Here is a 17,128-nt window from a genome sequence, read left to right on the forward strand (position 1 = left end):
AGTTGCCCCGATTAGAACCTGAATCTAACGCGTCTGCCAATTCCGCCATATCCGCATATTCTGTTTTGTTCGCTGCCGTTCGGCTCGGAACGATGATTATTATACCACAGGTGCAAAGAAAGTCAAGCTTTTTCTGCAAAAATAGTACGACAAATTTTTTTGCGAAAATTGTTGCATTCCGTATAGGCCGAATGGGGCGAAAAATCCGGTGGAGTATGATACAATAAATATTACCCCTGCGGGGCAGCGGCCCGGCGGGACTATTTACGGAAGAGGGAAACTGCGAATGTTCAACATCATTATCTTTCTCATCGGTGCAGGCATCATGTTCTACATGGCATGGCGGAGCTGGTCGAGACGCCGCAAGCTCATGACCAAGGGCGAAAAGGTCGAGGCCGCTGTGGCAGGCACCGTCCAGAGCAGGGACGGCGAAGCCTACCTGTTGGAGTTCACCACTGCTGGCGGCACCCACCGCCTCCATTACCCCAAGTCTGCCAAGGGCAGAGAGCTTGCACAGGGAGCTGTCGTCACCCTTTATTATAACCCCGACGACCCCGCCGAGATGTACGTCGAGGGCGACAAGTCCGTCCTGGGTGCAGAGGTGCTGTATGTGGTGCTGGGCATCGTGCTGCTGGTGCTGATGGCCGGCATCGTCCGCTGAGAGGGGGAGAAGAAAATGAAACTCGAACATTTTGGCATGGCAGAACCCGGTGACTGCCGGGTGGTCTTTTCCGCCGCAGCAGAAGAGCTGGAAGCGGCGGTGCAGGCCGAAAAGGCGGCCCCGGACGCTCCGCAGGACGAGGACGACCTGCTGACGGCGGCGGTCAATCGGGCGATTCTGGAGGGTTTCTCGCCCCTGTTCGCCCAGCTGATGAAAGAAAACGATTTGCAGCCCGTCACCGACCCGGATTTTGAGCTTCTGGCCGTGAATCGGGCCGAGGGCTTCCGGGCGGGGGCGCAGTTCTTCTGTCTGCCGCCGCTGGAACTGGGAGAGTACACCGGCTTTACCCAGCCCATCCAGCCCCGGCCTATCCGGGAGCTGACCATCGAGCTTGAAATAAACCGCCGCCACGGTGACGAAGACCGCGCCGCCGACGCTGAGGGCAAGCACGCCCTCCGCGCCAAGGTGACGCAGGACATCTACGCCCAGCGCTGCCAGCAGGCCCGCGCCGTGGCCGAACAGGCCCTCATCGCCCAGCTGGGTACACACGTCACCGGCCCGCTGCCCAAGCAGCTGGTGGCCGGCAACTACTTTGCCGAGCAGCGCCAGTTCAATCTGCGGATGCAGGCCAACGGCGTCAATTTCGACCAGTACTTAAAGGTGCAGGGCCAGACGGTGGAAGAATTCCGAGCCTGGCTCCACGCCGAGGCCGAGCGCAAACTGCGCAGCCGGATGGGTCTGCTGCTGGTGGCGCAGAAAGAAGAGCTCTGGCCGACGGAAGCCGAGGTGGATGACGAGCTTGCCCACTGGGACGCAAAGCGGGACGGGGAGCACACCTTCGCTTCCAACGACCGCCGCCGCGCCGCCCAGCGCATCGCATCCAGCCACGCCGCTGCCTTTATTCTGGCCCATTCCACCCTCACACCGCCGCCTGCTGAGGCAACGGTGCTGAAAGCCGAAAACAGGTAAAAAAGAAAATATTGCCGACCCGCAAAAAATAAAACAGAGCAAACAAAAATGGGGCTGTTGCAAAATAGCCCCAACGAAAAAAATGAGATAGACTTCCCCGAAAGGGGTTGCCTATCTCATTTTTTGTTGTAAGAGGAAGTGTTCATCGACGGCACAAAGATCGAGAGCCTGGCGAATCGATACACCTATCACTTGCCGGGGGCTATTTTTATCATCACACGGAACACCGGCGAATTTTTTTCGCGTCACATTCTCTGTAAGTGAAACCCGTCAGAACAAAGCACCTCTCCACTGTATGAAATCATTGAGATACCGCTGCTTTATCCTCTGGCCACGATCTTCTGAGCGCCGCATAGGAAATAAGGAAGTTTGCAAGCCAACCTGCAGGGACTGCAAGCCAAACAAAAGCAATGCCAAAACGCGGTGCACAAATCAAAGCAACAGACAAGCGGATTGCAAGGTTTACCATATTTGCAATAAGAAACGGCCGCATGATTCCAAGTCCGCGAAGAACGCCATCAGTTGCCATCTTGATGCCCATGAAGATGAAAAAGTAACCAAGCCATCTCATATAATCACCAGACACCTGATAGGCCAACGCGGTTCCGTCTTTTCCCAGGAACAACGAGGAAATCTGTGTGTGCAGTGTTTCAATGACCACGAAAGCAAGAACTGCAAAGCATAGATCCAACACCAGTGCAGCATGATAACCTTTTTTGATACGCTCAATTTTCTTTGCGCCAAGATTCTGGGATACAAACGGCGAAACTGCATTGCCGATGGATACGAAGATCAGCGAAAAAACATTTTCTACCCGCATCGTTGCCGCATACCCGGCAAGTGCCTGTGTGCCGAAGGGATTTACCACTGCCTGCACGATCATCATACCGATAGACACTGTGGACTGCTGCAAAACCGATGGTACCGCAATGCGAAGCATGGAATACAGCTCCTGCCGGTCGAACCTGCTAAAGGAGCTCTTGTATTGCCGCATCCGAGACAGAAAGATCAAAAACGAAAACACGGCAGAAATTCCTTGTGCGATCAAGGTCGCAAGGGCTGCACCAAACACCCCCAGACCAAGACCAGCCACCATCCAGAGATCCATAAAAATATTCAGGATAGATGAGAAGATCAGCAGTCCCAACGGAATTTTGGATTCACCGATGGAAGTGAACATGGTGGAAAGAATGTTGTACATGAATAGAAACGGGAAACCCACAAAGTAGACACGCAGATACAATACTGCTTCTTCCAATATATCGGCAGGGGTCTGTAATCCGCTCATCATGAAATGGGAAAAGCAAAAGCCAAAGACACCAAGGACAACGCTTAAGATCAAAAAGCTGATCAGGGACGTTGACACAATGGTTTTCATTTTACCATAATTTTTTGCACCAAAACAGCGGCTTACAAGCACACCTGCGCCCACACCAGCACCAAGCGCCACACAAATAAAAACATTGGTCAGTGCAGCACAAGCACCAACAGCCGCAAGTGCCGAGGAGCCAACAAATTGACCAACTATTATGGAATCGGCCATATTGTATACTTGTTGAAAAAAGCTGCCAAGGATCATCGGCATCGCAAAAACAGTCAGCGCTTTAAGGGGTGGATCTGTAATCAAATATTCATCTTTCGACACGATTATATTCCTTCCAAAAATCGTTTATCGCAAATTTTATCGCAAGTCAAGAAATTAGTGCAGCATTCAAACGGCATCTTTTCGATATGCAATTCGCCGCTGTTGCATTAAAAAGTTGAATTGCTATAAGTTGAAGCGTTAAGTCTCCACACCCTCGAATTGGCTGTTGTAGAGCTTGGCGTAGAAGCCGCCCTGCGCCAGCAGGGTATCGTGGTCGCCCTGCTCCACGATGTGGCCGTCCTTCATCACGAGGATGACGTCGGCCTCCCGGATGGTGGAAAGGCGGTGTGCCACGATGAAGCTGGTGCGGCCCTGCATCATCCGGGCAAAGGCTGCCTGGATACGCACCTCGGTGCGGGTGTCGATGGAGGAGGTGGCCTCGTCCAAAATCAGCATCGGGGGCAGACAGAGCATCACGCGGGCGATGCAGAGCAGCTGCTTCTGGCCCTGGCTGATGTTGCCGCCGTCCTCGGCGATGACGGTGTCGTAGCCCTCGGGCAGGCGGCGGATGAAGCTGTCGGCATGGGCTGCCTTGGCCGCAGCCACCACCTCGTCGAGGGGGGCGTCCGGCTTGCCGTAGGCGATGTTCTCCCGCACGGTGCCGGCCCGGAGCCAGGTATCTTGTAACACCATGCCGTAGCTGCCGCGCAGCGAGGCGCGGGTCACGTCCCGGATGTCGGTGCCGGAGACTTTGATGGAGCCGCCGTTGACATCATAGAACCGCATGAGCAGGTTGATGAGGGTGGTCTTGCCGCAGCCGGTGGGGCCGACGATGGCGATGCGCTGGCCGGGCTTGATGTCCAGAGACAGGCCCTCGATGAGCGGGCGGTCGGGCAGATAGCGGAAAGAGACGTCCTCGATCTGGACGTGGCCGTCCGGCACGAGCTTTGCGGCGTTCTCCGCTTCGGGGGTCTGGTCTTCGGCGTCCAGCAGCTCGAACACGCGGGCTGCGCAGGCCAGAGCGTTCTGCAGCTCGGTCACGACGCCGGAAATTTCGTTGAAGGGCTTGGTGTACTGGTTGGCGTAGTTCAGGAAGATGCTCAGCTGGCCGATGGTGATGCCTCCGGCTACGGCATAGATCGCGCCCACGAGGCCGACGCCTGCGTAGACGATGTTGTTGACGAAGCGGGTGGCGGGGTTGGTCATGCTGGAGAAGAAGATGGCCTTCAGGCTCACGTTCTGCAGTCGGCCATTCACCTCGTCAAAAGCCTCGAGGCTCTGGGCCTCGTGGCCGAAGGCCTGCACGACCTTCTGACCCTCTATCATCTCGTTGACAAGGGCAGTCTGCTCGCCGCGCACGGTGCTCTGGCTCTGGAAATACTTGTAGCTACGCTTTGCGAGAAAGCTGGCCACCACAAGGCTCAGCGGGGTGATGCAGACCACCACCAGCGTGATGGGGACATTCTGCTGCAACATGAAGAGCAGAGTGCCGAGGATGGTCAGCACACCCGAGAACAGCTGGGTGAAGCCCATCAGCAGGCCGTCCGCGAAGGTATCCACATCGGCCACCATCCGGCTCACGATGTCGCCGGAAGGATGGCTGTCGAGGTAAGAGAGGGAAAGGGTCTGGATCTTCCGCATGGCGGCGTTGCGCAGGTCACGGCTGACTGCGAAGGTGATGCGGTTGTTGCAGACGCTCAGCAGCCACTGCGCAAAGGCGGCGACAACAGCCACCACGATGATCTCGTAGATGATGCGCAGCACGCCCGCGTGGTCCACGGCACCTTTGCCCAGCATCATGTCGATGGCACTGCCGCAGAGGATGGGGATATACAGCTGGGCCGCCACGCTCACAGCGGCCACGATGAGGCTGCACACCACGAAGAAGCCGTAGGGCTTGATTTTCTGCAGCACCCGGGTCATGGTGGCCTTCTGCTGTTCAGGGGTCAGCTTGCTTTTTGCTTTTGCACTCATTTCTGCGCATCCCCTTTCTTGAACTGGCTCTCGTAAATTTCCTTGTAGACCGGGCAGCTTTCCAGCAGCTCGGCGTGACGGCCAAGGCCCACCATGCGGCCATCGTCCAGCACGATGATCTGGTCGGCGTGCTGCAGGCTGGCGGCGCGCTGGCTGACGATGAAGACGGTCAGATCGCCCGGCAGAGCAGCCAGAGCCTTGCGCAGGGCCGCGTCGGTGGCGTAGTCCAGTGCGCTGGCACTGTCGTCGAGGATGAGGATGTCCGGCTTGCCTACGAGGGCGCGGGCGATGGTCAGACGCTGTTTCTGACCGCCGGAGAGGTTGCGTCCGCCCTGCTCCACCGGCTCGTCGAGGCCGAGGGGCTTGGCTTTCACGAACTCCGCAGCCTGTGCCGTTTCCAGCGCAGCCCAGAGGTCGGCGTCGGAGGCATTCTGACTGCCCCAGAGCAGGTTGGAGCGGATGGTGCCGCCGAAGAGCTGGGCCTTCTGCATGACCACAGCCACCTTGCCGCGCAGGTCGGCGCGAGGGTACTGCCGGACCGGTCGGCCCATGATCTCCACACTGCCCTCGGTGGCGTCGTAGAAGCGGGGGATGAGGCTGATGAGGCTGGATTTGCCGCTGCCGGTGCCGCCGATGACGCCGATGGTCTGGCCGCGCTTGGCGGTGAAATTGATGTCAGAGAGGCTGGGTGCGCCTGCGCCCTTATAGGTCAGGCTCACATGGTCGAAACGGACGGCGTCGTCGGCCTTTTCCGCCGGAACATTGCCGGTGAGCTCAGCCGGGAACTCCATGCCGGGCTTTGTGTCCAGAACCGCCTGCACACGGCCTGCACAGGCCAGAGCCTTGCTCACCTGAACGATGAGGTTGGCCAGCTTGACCAGCTCGACCAGGATCTGGTTCATATAGTTGACCAGCGCGATGACGTCGCCGGAGGCCATGCCGCCGATGCTTATCTCGATGCTGCCTACATACAGCAGCGCCACGATGGCAAGGTTGATGATAACGTAGGTCAGCGGGTTCATCAGGGCGGAGATGTGGCCCACGTGGAGCTGTATTTTGGTCAGCAGTTCATTGGCGTCCTCGAAGCGGTCCACCTCGCTCTTTTCCTTGTCGAAGGCGCGGACGACGCGCACGCCGGTCAGGTTTTCGCGGGTGAGGCCCAGAACCCGGTCGAGGCGGGTCTGCACCGACTTATAGAGCGGCCGGGTGATGACCATGACGCCGAAGACCACGACGCTCAGCAGCGGGATAGCCACCACGAAGATGAGGGCGGCGCGGAAGTTGACCGTAAAGGCCATGATCATGGCGCCGAACACCACGAAGGGGCTGCGCAGGAACAGGCGGAGGAAGAGGTTCAATCCGCTCTGCACCTGATTGACGTCGCTGGTCATCCGGGTGATGAGGGTGCTGGTGCCCATGGTGTCCATCTCGGAAAAGCTCAGCGTCTGGATGTGCTCAAACAGCGCATGACGCAGACCGGTGGAATAACCCACGGCGGCTTTGGCCGAGAAGTATTGGGCCGTCAGGCTGCACGCGAGGCCGACGATGGCCAGAAGCAGCAGGATGCCGCACCGCACGAGGATGTAGTGGAAATCGTGGGCCGCGATACCCACGTTGACGATGTCGGCCATCACAAGCGGCACGAACAGGTCAAACGTAGCTTCCAGCATCTTGAAAAGCGGTGCAAGCACGCTCTCGCGCTTGTAGTCGCTGAGATAGCGAAGCATTTTGTTCAAGGCTCGATACTCCCTTTCTTTCATACATTTAGTCGAGACGCTCCTTATTATAACGCACTCCCAACAGGAATGCTATGTTTTTTGCCAAAGAAAACCGGCTCTGGATGCAGATTTCGGCTCCGGAGATTGAGAAAACCGGAAAATCCTGCTATACTGGAAAGGAATCTCAACGGAAAGAATGGTGGATGCAATGGCAAAAGATGGTGCGGCACGGCTGCGGCTGCGCCCGGTGGGCGCGGCAGACCGCAAAAAGCTGCCGGAATACGGGCCGCTGGGTACGGGCTGTCCGGCGATAGAGCGGGCTGTGGCAGTGCTCTATAAGGGCCAGAACGAGGAGAGCTTCTGGGCGCTGATGAACGCCATCAACTATGCCCTCGAGCTGGACACCAGGGTCCTGGTGCCGCTGGAAGCTGCGTCCGACCAGCCGGACGGGGCCGCCCCGTGGGCGGAGCATCCTGTCCCGGCGGAGAAAGCGAAAGACCTGCAGCCCTGGACCCTGCGTACCCAGAAGGGCCGGTGTTACCTGCCGGTGTTCACCTCAGTGAAGATGGCGGAGGCCGATAAAGGCACGGCCAGCCGCCCTATGGCGGAACGGCTTCTGGCTTCCGCCATGCAGATGGCGCTGGACTCGGACAGCATCGACGGCGTGGTCATCGACCCGTGGACCAGCTCTGCCACGCTGGACTGCTCGCTTTTGAACGGTCTGCTCCACGCCAGCCACGACACCGATGAGCCGGGCGAAGCGGAGCTGCGGGCCGGCAACCATGCCATGGCCGAGGAACGCTGGGACGACGCGATGCACTATTATCAGCTCTCTGCCGAAGAGGGCTGCGCCGAGGGCCTTGCCATGATGGGCGAGATGCTCTACGAGGGCCGGGGCTGCCGCAAGAGCCCTGCACAGGCCCGCAAGTTCTGGAAAAAAGCTGCCGACGCCGGCGATGTGGCCGCATGGGTGGCGCTGGGCGACGATGCCATGGTGCAGGGAAAAGGGGCCGGTGCGGCTCTGCGGGCCTACCGCAAGGCTCAGAAACTCTGCGCCTCCACCCCCGACATTGCCTATATGCCGCAGGTCTGCCTGCGGGTGGCCCAGTATGAGACCCAGTATATCTCCCGCAAAAAGGCGCTGGCTCAGCTGGCTGAGGCGAAGCAGGGCTTCCTCGTCCGCAAAGAAGAGGGGGACGAGACGGCCCAGAGCTGGCTGGACGAGACGGAGGCCGTCATCCGCCAGCTGCTCGAGAGAGAATGAGCGGAAACACAAAATCTTTACAAATGCTCTAAGAAATCGTCATACGGAACCGATATGATATTGAAGGAAAAATATGCGCGTCGCAAAAACAGAGAGGACGACCAGAATGAGCAAAGTGATCGGTATTGACCTTGGCACCACGAACAGCTGCGTGGCAGTGGTGGAGGGCGGCAAGCCCGTCGTCATCACCAACGCAGAGGGAGAGCGCACCACCCCCAGCGTGGTGGCGTTCACCAAAGACGGCGAGCGTCTGGTGGGCGGCGCGGCAAAGCGCCAGCTTGCCACCAACTCCGGCCGGACGGTGTCCAGCATCAAGCGGCATATGGGCAGCGATTACCGCGTCCACATCGACGGCAAAGACCTGACTCCGCAGGAGATCAGCGCCATGATACTGACCAAGATACGCCGCGACGCCGAGAGCTACTTGGGTGAGCCGGTGACGGAGGCCGTCATCACCGTCCCCGCTTACTTTGACGACAGCCAGCGCAAGGCCACCCAGGATGCGGGCCGCATCGCAGGCCTGAACGTCCTGCGCATTATCAATGAGCCTACCGCCGCCGCTGTGGCCTACGGCCTTGACAACGAAGCGCCCCAGAAGATCCTGGTCTACGACCTCGGCGGCGGCACCTTCGACGTCTCCATCATCGAGATCGAAGACGGCACCTTTACGGTGCTGGCCACCGGCGGCGATACCCGCCTCGGCGGTGACGACTTCGACCAGCGCATCGTGGAATACGCCGTGGCAGAGTTCAAGAAATCGGACCGCATCGACCTCTCCCGCGACCCCGCCGCCATGGGACGCCTGAAAGAAGAGGCCGAAAAGGCCAAGAAAGAGCTGTCCAGCGCCCTCTCGGCCCAGCTCAATCTGCCCTTCATCGCTGTGGGCAAGGATGGCCCCCACCACCTCGATCTGACCATCTCCCGCCCCCAGTTCGAGATGATGACCGGCGACCTGCTGGCACGGACGGTGGCCCCGGTGCAGAACGCGCTGCGGGATGCCGGCATCTCGGCTTCGCAGCTGGGCAAAGTCCTTCTCGTCGGCGGCAGCACCCGGATGCCTGCCGTCGAGCGTCAGGTGAAGGAACTGCTGGGCTGTGAACCGAGCCACAGCCTCAACCCCGACGAATGCGTGGCGATGGGTGCCGCTGTGCAGGGCGGTCTGTTACAGGGCGGCGGCAAGCTGGCTGGCGCTTCTGGTGCAGCGGCGCAGGGCCTTGTGCTGATGGACGTCACCCCGCTGACCCTCTCGATCGAGACACTGGGCGGCGTGGCGACCCCCCTCATCACCCGCAACAGCATGATACCCACCCGCAAGAGCCAGATATTCACCACGGCCCGCCCCATGCAGACCAGTGTGGAGATCAACGTCCTGCAGGGTGAGCGGCATTTCGCCCGCGACAATAAGAGCCTCGGCAAGTTCAAGCTGAACGGCATCCGGGCCAGCTTCTCGTCCAAGCCCCAAATCGAAGTCACCTTTGATATTGACGTCAACGGCGTCGTGAAAGTCTCGGCCAAAGACCTCGGCACCGGCCGGGAGCAGAACATCACCATCACCGGCAGCACGAACCTCTCGGAGAATGAGATCCAGCGTGCCATGGCCGACGCGGCCGCCTACGAGGCCGAGGACAGCCGCCGCAAAGAGCGGCTTGACCTCCACAATCAGGCCGAGGTGCTGGCTTATAAGGTGGACGAGGCCCTCTCCAAGTGCAAGAAGGAGCTGGATAAAGAGGAGAAGAACCGCATCAAAGCCGATGTGGCGAATCTCCGCCGCTGCCTGCGGAAGGATAAACCCGAAAAGATGAACGAGACGGAAGAAGCGAACCTCCGTCAGGCCAAGAGCCAGCTCGAAGCATCCGCAAACCACCTGATGGTGCTCTATGCATCGGAGCAGAGCGAGAACGGCTCGGACGGGACCATTTGATAAACAGTAAGACCCCCGCTGTGTTTGCAGCGGGGGTCTTTTGCGTCTGAGGGAAAAAGTATCTATGGAAAACGAAGAGGAGAGAGGGAAAAGCTTATCGGCCAACGATGAGATCGCGGCGGCTGCGGAAGCCCACGGTGAGGTGAGCGCTGCTGCCGAGGTGGCGCAGAGTGACCCGGGTGCCGGGCTTCTGATCCTGGCACAGCAGAGTCAGGTTCAGAGTGGTGGAAGTCTTGCCGGTCTTGAGCACCAGCGTGCTTACGCCCTGATTCATCAGGGTCTGCATGTCGAGGATGGTGGTGCGGAAGGTGGCGTTGTCATCGGGGGCGTCCAGCGTCAGCACGCGGCCTTCCTGACGGGCGGTGTAGAGCACCTGCTTGCCCAGCAGGCCCTTGACGGTGTAGCGGGCTTCGCTCTTCTCCACCGGCGTGTCAGAGGGCAGGGGAGTTTCGTCGGAGATCATCATCACGTTGCCCTGAATGGGGTTCTCCACCGGGGAAGCGTAGCCGCCGTAGTTGGGGTCTACCTCCCCCACCGGAACGTCAGAGTGGAGAGCAATGTCACCCTGAACCATGACCTCGGACGACTGAGGGGGCAGATAACCGGCAACGGTCACGTCCTCGGCGTCGGCGGCAAAGGCACCCACGCTCATGGCGGCGGTCATGGTCAGCAGAGCGGCAGCAGCGGCAGCGCGGCGGGCAGTGTTCTTGTTCAGCAGTCTCATAGTAGTATCCTCCTGTAGATGTAGGAAGTCAACCTCTCCGTCAGCGCTGGTGCGCTGACGGAGAGGTTTATCCCAAATGCTTTTATCAGCGGTACGGCGTATCAGAAAACCGCCGTATCTGTAATGAATACGGATACGGCGGCTGGATTATTGCAGAGATCCTATTTTAATTTTTGCTGGAATCTTTTTCCTCAAGGATAGCCATGAACTCGTCGCCGGTGATGGTCTCCTTTTCATAAAGGTACTTCGCCAGCTCGTCGAGCTTTGCACGGTTGTCGGTGAGGATCTTGATGGCCTTTTCGTGCTGGACCTTTACCAGCTCCACGACCCGCTGGTCGATCTCGCGCTGGGTCTGGGCCGAGCAGGCCAGCGAGGTGTCGCCGCCCAGATACTGGTTGTTCACCGTCTCCAGGGCCACCATGTCGAACTCTTTGCTCATGCCGTAACGGGTGAGCATGGCGCGGGCAAGCTTGGTGGCCTGCTCGATGTCGTTGGACGCGCCGGTGGTGATGGAGCCGAACACCACTTCCTCGGCAGCACGTCCGCCGGTGAGGGTGGCGATCTTATTTTCCAGCTCTTCCTTGGTCATCAGGTAGTGGTTGCCTTCTTCGACCTGCATGGTGTAGCCCAGTGCGCCCGAGGTGCGGGGGATGATGGTGATCTTCTGCACGGGTGCGGAGTGATTCTGAAGCGCCGCCACCAGTGCGTGGCCGATCTCATGATAGGCTACGATGCACTTTTCCTTGTCGGTGAGGATGGAGTTCTTCTTCTGGTAGCCTGCAATGACCACCTCGATGCTCTCCTCGAGGTCGGCTTCCGTGACCGACTTGCGGCCGGCGCGCACGGCCCGCAGGGCGGCTTCGTTGACGATGTTGGCCAGCTCTGCGCCGGAGGCACCGGAGGCCATCCGGGCCACGGTGTTGAAGTCGATGCCGGGGGCAAGAGCGACTTTCTTGGCGTGGACCTTCAGGATCTCTTCGCGGCCCTTGAGGTCGGGCAGTTCCACAGGAACACGGCGGTCAAAGCGGCCGGGACGGGTCAGAGCCGGGTCAAGGGAATCCGGACGGTTGGTGGCCGCGAGGATGATGACGCCGCTGTTGCCCTCGAAGCCGTCCATCTCGGTGAGCAGCTGGTTCAGGGTCTGCTCGCGCTCGTCGTTGCCGCCCAGCTGGCCGCTGTTGCGCTTCTGGCCAATGGCGTCTATCTCGTCGATGAACACGATGCAGGGGGCTTTTTCCTTGGCCTGCTTGAACAAATCACGGACTTTGGACGCGCCCATGCCCACGAACATCTCCACAAACTCCGAGCCGGAGATGGAGAAGAACGGCACGTTGGATTCGCCCGCCACGGCCTTTGCCAGCATGGTCTTGCCGGTACCCGGAGGGCCGACGAGCAGGATGCCCTTGGGCATCGAGGCACCGATCTCTTCGTATTTCTTGGGGTCGTGCAGATAATCTACGATCTCCTGTAAGTTCTCTTTGGCCTCATCTTCGCCGGCCACATCCGCAAAGCGGATGCCGTGGGTGGACTGGACGTAGACCTTGGCGTTGGACTTACCCACGCCGCCGAACATCATTGAGTTCGCGCCGCCGGCCTTTTCCATGAGCTTTTTGTTCATGAAATTGCCCAGACAGACGAAGAGGACGATGGGCAGCACAAAGCTCAGCAGAAAGCTCATCAGGGGCGAAGCCTGCTCGACAATCTCGCTGGAAAACTGTGCGCCTGCGTCGTAGAGGCGCTGGGTCAGGTCAGGGTCGTTCATCAGGCCGGTCTTGTAAATTTGCTTTTCGTCTTTATCAGTAAAGATGATCTGGTTCGATTCCACATCCACCCGGCCGATGTCTTTGTCCTCGGTCATAGACATGAAGGTGCCGTAGTCCACTTCTTTTACCTGCCGTTCGCTCATCCACGGCACGAGCACGAAGTTGAGCAGCATCAGCACCAGTAATACAATGGCGTAGTAAATAGCCAATGGCTTTTTGGGGGTCTTGACTTCTTTCATGGGGATCCCTCCTTGTGTTGCAACCAGCATACCACGACGCCATTTCAGAAACCAGCGTTTCGAGGCGAACTTTGCAAAAACTTCGCAGATTCTTAACAAAGCAAAGAATCCACCCGCAAATTTTGAAAATTTATGCTGCTATTTATGTGAAATCGTTTCATTTTAATTGTGAGCAAAACTGCTTGACAGGGGCGGCGGGTTTTGCTAAAATGAAACCACTTTGAACAAAGCGCAAATGCGTTGACGGGGAAAAAACGATTTTCTTCTGCGTGCAGAGAGCCGCCGGATGGTGCAAGGCGGTGCAGAGGGTCTCGGTTACTGGCCCCTGAGCGGCAGGACTGAAGCAGACAGTAGGTCCTGACGGAAGCCCACCGTTATAAGGGCAGCGATTCGCCTCAAAAAGCCGATCGTGCAGAGCGGCTGTGCTTTTGGCACAGCAAAGAGAGTGGTACCACGGGTGCCCTGTAACAGAAATTACAGGCTCTCGTCTCTCAGGGGATTTCGTCCTTTGAGAGACGGGAGCCTTTTCGTTTGATAAAAGGAGTCAACCTCTCAGTCAGCGCTGACGCGCTGCCGCAACCCGGCCCTGTCGAGCGAATGCGAGACTGAGAGGTTGACACAGCAAAAATGGAGGACAAGAATTATGATGGACGCTACCAAGTACGCACCGGGATATTACCCGGTCCCCGCCGGCTATGACAGCTGGGTCAAGAAAGACCACATCGAGAAAGCTCCCACCTGGTGCAGCGTGGACCTGCGCGACGGCAATCAGGCCCTTATCGTCCCCATGAGCCTCGAGGAAAAGCTGGAATTCTTCCAGATGCTGGTCAAAATTGGCTTCAAGGAAATCGAAGTCGGCTTCCCGGCCGCCAGCGAGACGGAGTACGAGTTCCTCCGTACTCTCATCGAGAAGAACATGATCCCCGACGATGTCACCGTGCAGGTGCTGACCCAGTGCCGCGACCATATCATCCGCCGCACCTTCGAGGCTGTCAAGGGCGCACCTCGTGCGGTCATCCACTTCTATAATTCCACCTCCGTCGCCCAGCGCGAGCAGGTGTTCCACAAGTCTAAGGAGGAGATCAAGCAGATCGCCGTGGACGGCGCAAAGCTGGTCAAGCAGCTGAGCGAGGAGTATGAGGGCAACTTCCTCTTCGAGTACAGCCCCGAGAGCTTCACCGGCACCGAGGTGGACTACGCCGTTGAGGTCTGCAACGCGGTCCTGGACATCATGCAGCCCACCCCCGACCGCCCCATGATCATCAACCTGCCGGTCACGGTCGAGATGAGTATGCCCCATGTCTATGCAAATCAAATTGAGTATTGCGACAAGCACCTCAAGTACCGCGACAGCGTCATCATCTCCACCCACCCGCATAATGACCGCGGCACCGGCGTCGCCTGTGCAGAGCTGGCCGTTCTGGCAGGCGCTCAGCGGGTGGAGTGCTGCCTCTTCGGCAACGGCGAGCGCACCGGCAACGTGGACGCTGTGACCCTCGCCATGAATATGTACAGCCACGGCGTAGACCCGAAGCTGGACTTCTCCGATATGCCCGCCATCTGCGCCACCTATGAGCGGGTCACCCGGATGCACATCTACGAGCGCACCCCCTACGCCGGCCAGCTGGTGTTCGCCGCCTTCTCGGGCAGCCATCAGGACGCCATTGCAAAGGGCATGGCCTACCGCAAGGAGAAGGGCGACCACCGCTGGACCTGCCCCTATATCCCGGTGGACCCCCACGACATCGGCCGCACCTACGACGCCGACGTCATCCGCATCAACAGCCAGAGCGGCAAGGGCGGCATCGGCTTCGTGCTGGAGCAGAACTACGGCTACAACCTGCCCGCCAAGATGCGCGAGGCGCTGGGCTACAAGGTCAAGAGCGTGTCCGACCACAGCCACAAGGAGCTGAGCGCAGGCGAAGTGCTCCACATCTTCGAGGATACCTTCCTCAACAAGTCGAAGCCCCTGTCTGTCGTCGAGGCCCACTTTGCACAGGTCAACGGCATCACCGCCACCGTCACGCTGGATCTGAACGGTCAGCGCAAGGTGGTCACCTCGGTGGGTAATGGCCGTTTGGATGCTGTGGCAAACGCTATCCAGAGCGCCACCGGCATGGACTTCCACCTGGAAACTTACTCCGAGCACAGTCTGGACGAAGGCTCCACCTCCCGCGCCGCTTCCTACGTCGGCCTCGAGTGGGGCGACGGCATCGTCACCTGGGGTGCAGGCACCGATACCGATATTATCGTGGCCGGTATCCATGCACTGGTCAGCGCGATCAACAATAAATAAAGAGAGATTTTTGAGAGAGTATCAAAAGGAGAATGAACCATGGGAATGACCCAGACGCAGAAAATTCTGGCCGCACACGCAGGCCTCGCCGAGGTCAAGGCAGGCCAGCTCATCAACGCCAAGCTCGACATCGTGCTGGGCAATGACATCACTACCCCCGTCGCCATCAACGAGTTCGAAAAGGCGGGCTTCAACGGCGTGTTCGACAAAGAGCACATCGCCATCGTCCTCGACCACTTCGTTCCCAACAAGGACATCAAGAGCGCGACCCAGTCCAAGCAGTGCCGCGAGTTCGCCAACAAGTACGACATCCTCAATTTCTACGATGTGGGCCAGATGGGCATCGAGCACGCTCTGCTGCCCGAAAAAGGCATCGTGACAGCCGGTGACTGCGTCATCGGCGCCGACAGCCACACCTGTACTTACGGCGCACTGGGCGCATTCTCCACCGGCGTTGGCTCCACCGATATGGCCGCCGGCATGGCTACCGGCATGGCATGGTTCAAGGTGCCTGCCGCCATCAAGTTCGTGCTGAACGGCAAGCTGCCGCCGAAAGTTTCCGGCAAAGACCTCATCCTCCACATCATCGGTATGATCGGCGTGGATGGTGCGCTGTATAAGTCGATGGAGTTCACCGGCCCGGGCGTCGCTTCCCTCTCCATGGACGACCGCCTGAGCATCTGCAACATGGCCATCGAGGCCGGTGCCAAGAACGGCATCTTCCCCGTGGACGACGTGACCAAGGCTTATCTCAAGGGCCGCAGCCAGCGCGAGCCGGTGTTCTATGAGGCCGACCCGGACGCCGAGTATGAGAAGACCATTGAAATCGACCTCTCTGCCCTCGAGCCGACCGTCAGCTACCCCCACCTGCCCGAGAACACCCACCCCGCCAGCGAGGGCAAGGACATCAAAATCGACCAGGTGGTCATCGGCAGCTGCACCAATGGCCGCCTCGAGGATATGGAGGCCGCTTACAACATCCTGAAGGGCAAACACATCGCAAAGGGCGTGCGCGGCATCATCATCCCCGCCACCATGGCCGTGTACAAGGAGTGCATCCTCCGCGGCTGGACGACGGCCTTCATCGACGCGGGCTGCATCGTCTCCACCCCCACCTGCGGCCCCTGCCTCGGCGGCTACATGGGCATCCTCGCCGAGGGTGAGCGCTGCGTCTCCACCACCAACCGCAACTTCGTGGGCCGCATGGGCCACGTCAAGAGCGAGGTGTATCTGGCTTCGCCCGCTACCGCTGCCGCCAGCGCACTGACCGGCTACATCACCGACCCCCGCACGGTCTGAGAAAAGGAGAGTCACCCATGAACAACGCAAACGGTTCTGTTTTCAAATACCCGGATAACGTGGATACCGACGTCATCATCCCGGCCCGCCACCTGAACACGCAGGATGCCAGAGAGCTGGCCAGCCACTGCATGGAGGACATTGACAAGGACTTCATCAACAACGTCAAGGACGGCGACATCATGGTGGGCGGTTGGAACTTCGGCTGCGGCTCCTCCCGTGAGCACGCACCGCTGGCCATCAAGACCGCCGGAATCTCTGTCGTCATCGCCAAGAGCTTCGCACGCATCTTCTACCGCAACAGCATCAACATCGGCCTGCCCATCATGGAATGCCCCGAGGCCGTGGACGCCATCAGCGCAGGCGATACTGTCAGCGTGGATTTTGATACCGGCGTCATCACCGATGAGACCACCGGCAAGACTTTCCAGGCCGAACCCTTCCCGCCGTTCATCCAGAAGATCATCGCCGACGGCGGTCTGATGAAGTCGCTGACGAAGAAGTAAAGCGGCATTGCCTCTTTGCTGGACGTAAAGTTTATCAGAGATGTAACACCATCGGCGAAGCCGTAAAACGGAGAAACGAGAAAAAAGCGTTTAGCGAAGCGGCTAGCTTTTTTCCGTTTCGACTTCTCCGTTGGGGTCTGAAAGGGGCGAGCAGCCCCTTTCTCGTGGGTCCAGCGCGTCGAAATCGCTGGTGGTTTTCTGGTTCTCTT

The 17,128-nt window shown here is 59.0% G+C and carries 12 protein-coding genes and 1 other annotated feature; of the genes, 7 read left to right on the forward strand and 5 right to left on the reverse strand.

Going from position 1 to position 17,128, the window contains the following annotated elements:
- Positions 1-286 precede the first annotated feature (286 nt).
- Together AAAU26_RS04780 and AAAU26_RS04785 are read left to right on the forward strand one after the other, a co-directional pair.
- Complete coding sequence (locus AAAU26_RS04780) at positions 287-661, forward strand: DUF3592 domain-containing protein (protein ID WP_207677009.1); 375 nt, start codon at positions 287-289, stop codon at positions 659-661.
- A gap of 15 nt (positions 662-676) precedes the next feature.
- Positions 677-1,630 carry an FKBP-type peptidylprolyl isomerase gene (locus AAAU26_RS04785; protein WP_227618828.1) on the forward strand — a complete coding sequence of 318 codons (954 nt, stop codon included), beginning with the start codon at positions 677-679 and terminating at the stop codon, positions 1,628-1,630.
- 301 nt (positions 1,631-1,931) lie between these two features.
- Here AAAU26_RS04785 and AAAU26_RS04790 read toward each other — a convergent pair whose 3' ends face one another.
- The 3 genes from AAAU26_RS04790 to AAAU26_RS04800 all read right to left on the reverse strand — a co-directional run bounded on the left by AAAU26_RS04790 (position 1,932) and on the right by AAAU26_RS04800 (position 6,925).
- Positions 1,932-3,275, reverse strand: a complete 1,344-nt coding sequence (locus AAAU26_RS04790) for an MATE family efflux transporter (RefSeq protein ID WP_217210508.1) — start codon at positions 3,273-3,275, stop codon at positions 1,932-1,934.
- Between the two features lie 138 nt (positions 3,276-3,413).
- A complete protein-coding gene (locus tag AAAU26_RS04795) occupies positions 3,414-5,189 on the reverse strand; it encodes an ABC transporter ATP-binding protein (RefSeq protein WP_227618827.1) in 1,776 nt (591 codons plus the stop codon).
- On the reverse strand, positions 5,186-6,925 hold the full coding sequence (locus AAAU26_RS04800) for an ABC transporter ATP-binding protein (RefSeq protein WP_320443573.1): 1,740 nt from the start codon (positions 6,923-6,925) through the stop codon (positions 5,186-5,188). The genes AAAU26_RS04795 and AAAU26_RS04800 overlap by 4 nt, the downstream gene beginning before the upstream one ends.
- A 190-nt stretch (positions 6,926-7,115) precedes the next feature.
- Here AAAU26_RS04800 and AAAU26_RS04805 point away from each other — a divergent pair, with 190 nt between their 5' ends.
- Positions 7,116-8,171, forward strand: a complete 1,056-nt coding sequence (locus tag AAAU26_RS04805) for an SseB family protein (RefSeq protein WP_227618826.1) — start codon at positions 7,116-7,118, stop codon at positions 8,169-8,171.
- Positions 8,172-8,277: 106 nt separating this feature from the next.
- Positions 8,278-10,092 (forward strand): molecular chaperone DnaK, encoded by a 1,815-nt coding sequence (gene dnaK / locus AAAU26_RS04810; RefSeq protein ID WP_149794426.1) that lies wholly within the window; start codon positions 8,278-8,280, stop codon positions 10,090-10,092.
- Positions 10,093-10,186: 94 nt separating this feature from the next.
- On the opposite strand, the gene AAAU26_RS04815 is transcribed toward dnaK, so the two are convergent.
- Together AAAU26_RS04815 and ftsH are read right to left on the reverse strand one after the other, a co-directional pair.
- Complete coding sequence (locus AAAU26_RS04815) at positions 10,187-10,816, reverse strand: transcriptional regulator, IclR family protein (RefSeq protein ID WP_227618825.1); 630 nt, start codon at positions 10,814-10,816, stop codon at positions 10,187-10,189.
- Positions 10,817-10,982: 166 nt separating this feature from the next.
- The gene (ftsH, locus tag AAAU26_RS04820; RefSeq protein ID WP_227618824.1) at positions 10,983-12,818 is read right to left on the reverse strand and encodes an ATP-dependent zinc metalloprotease FtsH; all 1,836 of its coding nucleotides are present in this window, start codon (positions 12,816-12,818) and stop codon (positions 10,983-10,985) included.
- A 231-nt stretch (positions 12,819-13,049) separates the two neighbouring features.
- Positions 13,050-13,313, forward strand: a binding site (T-box leader).
- A 148-nt stretch (positions 13,314-13,461) separates the two neighbouring features.
- Between ftsH and AAAU26_RS04825 the strand changes: the two genes are divergently transcribed.
- The 3 genes from AAAU26_RS04825 to leuD are packed head-to-tail and all read left to right on the forward strand — an operon-like array spanning position 13,462 to position 16,919.
- Positions 13,462-15,114, forward strand: a complete 1,653-nt coding sequence (locus AAAU26_RS04825) for a 2-isopropylmalate synthase (RefSeq protein WP_158400992.1) — start codon at positions 13,462-13,464, stop codon at positions 15,112-15,114.
- 39 nt (positions 15,115-15,153) lie between these two features.
- Complete coding sequence (gene leuC / locus AAAU26_RS04830; protein WP_158402789.1) at positions 15,154-16,413, forward strand: 3-isopropylmalate dehydratase large subunit; 1,260 nt, start codon at positions 15,154-15,156, stop codon at positions 16,411-16,413.
- Positions 16,414-16,430: 17 nt separating this feature from the next.
- A complete protein-coding gene (gene leuD, locus AAAU26_RS04835; protein WP_227618823.1) occupies positions 16,431-16,919 on the forward strand; it encodes a 3-isopropylmalate dehydratase small subunit in 489 nt (162 codons plus the stop codon).
- Positions 16,920-17,128 lie beyond the last annotated feature (209 nt).

The organism is Faecalibacterium longum (assembly GCF_040094125.1).
GTDB lineage: Bacteria > Bacillota > Clostridia > Oscillospirales > Ruminococcaceae > Faecalibacterium > Faecalibacterium longum.

Excerpts from the sequence above, each read along its gene's own strand:
- leuD (WP_227618823.1), top strand. The coding sequence starts at position 16,431 with ATGAACAACGCAAACGGTTCTGTTTTCAAATACCCGGATAACGTGGAT.
- leuC (WP_158402789.1), top strand. The coding sequence starts at position 15,154 with ATGGGAATGACCCAGACGCAGAAAATTCTGGCCGCACACGCAGGCCTC.
- AAAU26_RS04815 (WP_227618825.1), bottom strand. The coding sequence starts at position 10,816 with ATGAGACTGCTGAACAAGAACACTGCCCGCCGCGCTGCCGCTGCTGCC.
- AAAU26_RS04785 (WP_227618828.1), top strand. The coding sequence starts at position 677 with ATGAAACTCGAACATTTTGGCATGGCAGAACCCGGTGACTGCCGGGTG.
- dnaK (WP_149794426.1), top strand. The coding sequence starts at position 8,278 with ATGAGCAAAGTGATCGGTATTGACCTTGGCACCACGAACAGCTGCGTG.
- AAAU26_RS04795 (WP_227618827.1), bottom strand. The coding sequence starts at position 5,189 with ATGAGTGCAAAAGCAAAAAGCAAGCTGACCCCTGAACAGCAGAAGGCC.
- AAAU26_RS04780 (WP_207677009.1), top strand. The coding sequence starts at position 287 with ATGTTCAACATCATTATCTTTCTCATCGGTGCAGGCATCATGTTCTAC.
- AAAU26_RS04805 (WP_227618826.1), top strand. The coding sequence starts at position 7,116 with ATGGCAAAAGATGGTGCGGCACGGCTGCGGCTGCGCCCGGTGGGCGCG.
- AAAU26_RS04825 (WP_158400992.1), top strand. The coding sequence starts at position 13,462 with ATGATGGACGCTACCAAGTACGCACCGGGATATTACCCGGTCCCCGCC.
- ftsH (WP_227618824.1), bottom strand. The coding sequence starts at position 12,818 with ATGAAAGAAGTCAAGACCCCCAAAAAGCCATTGGCTATTTACTACGCC.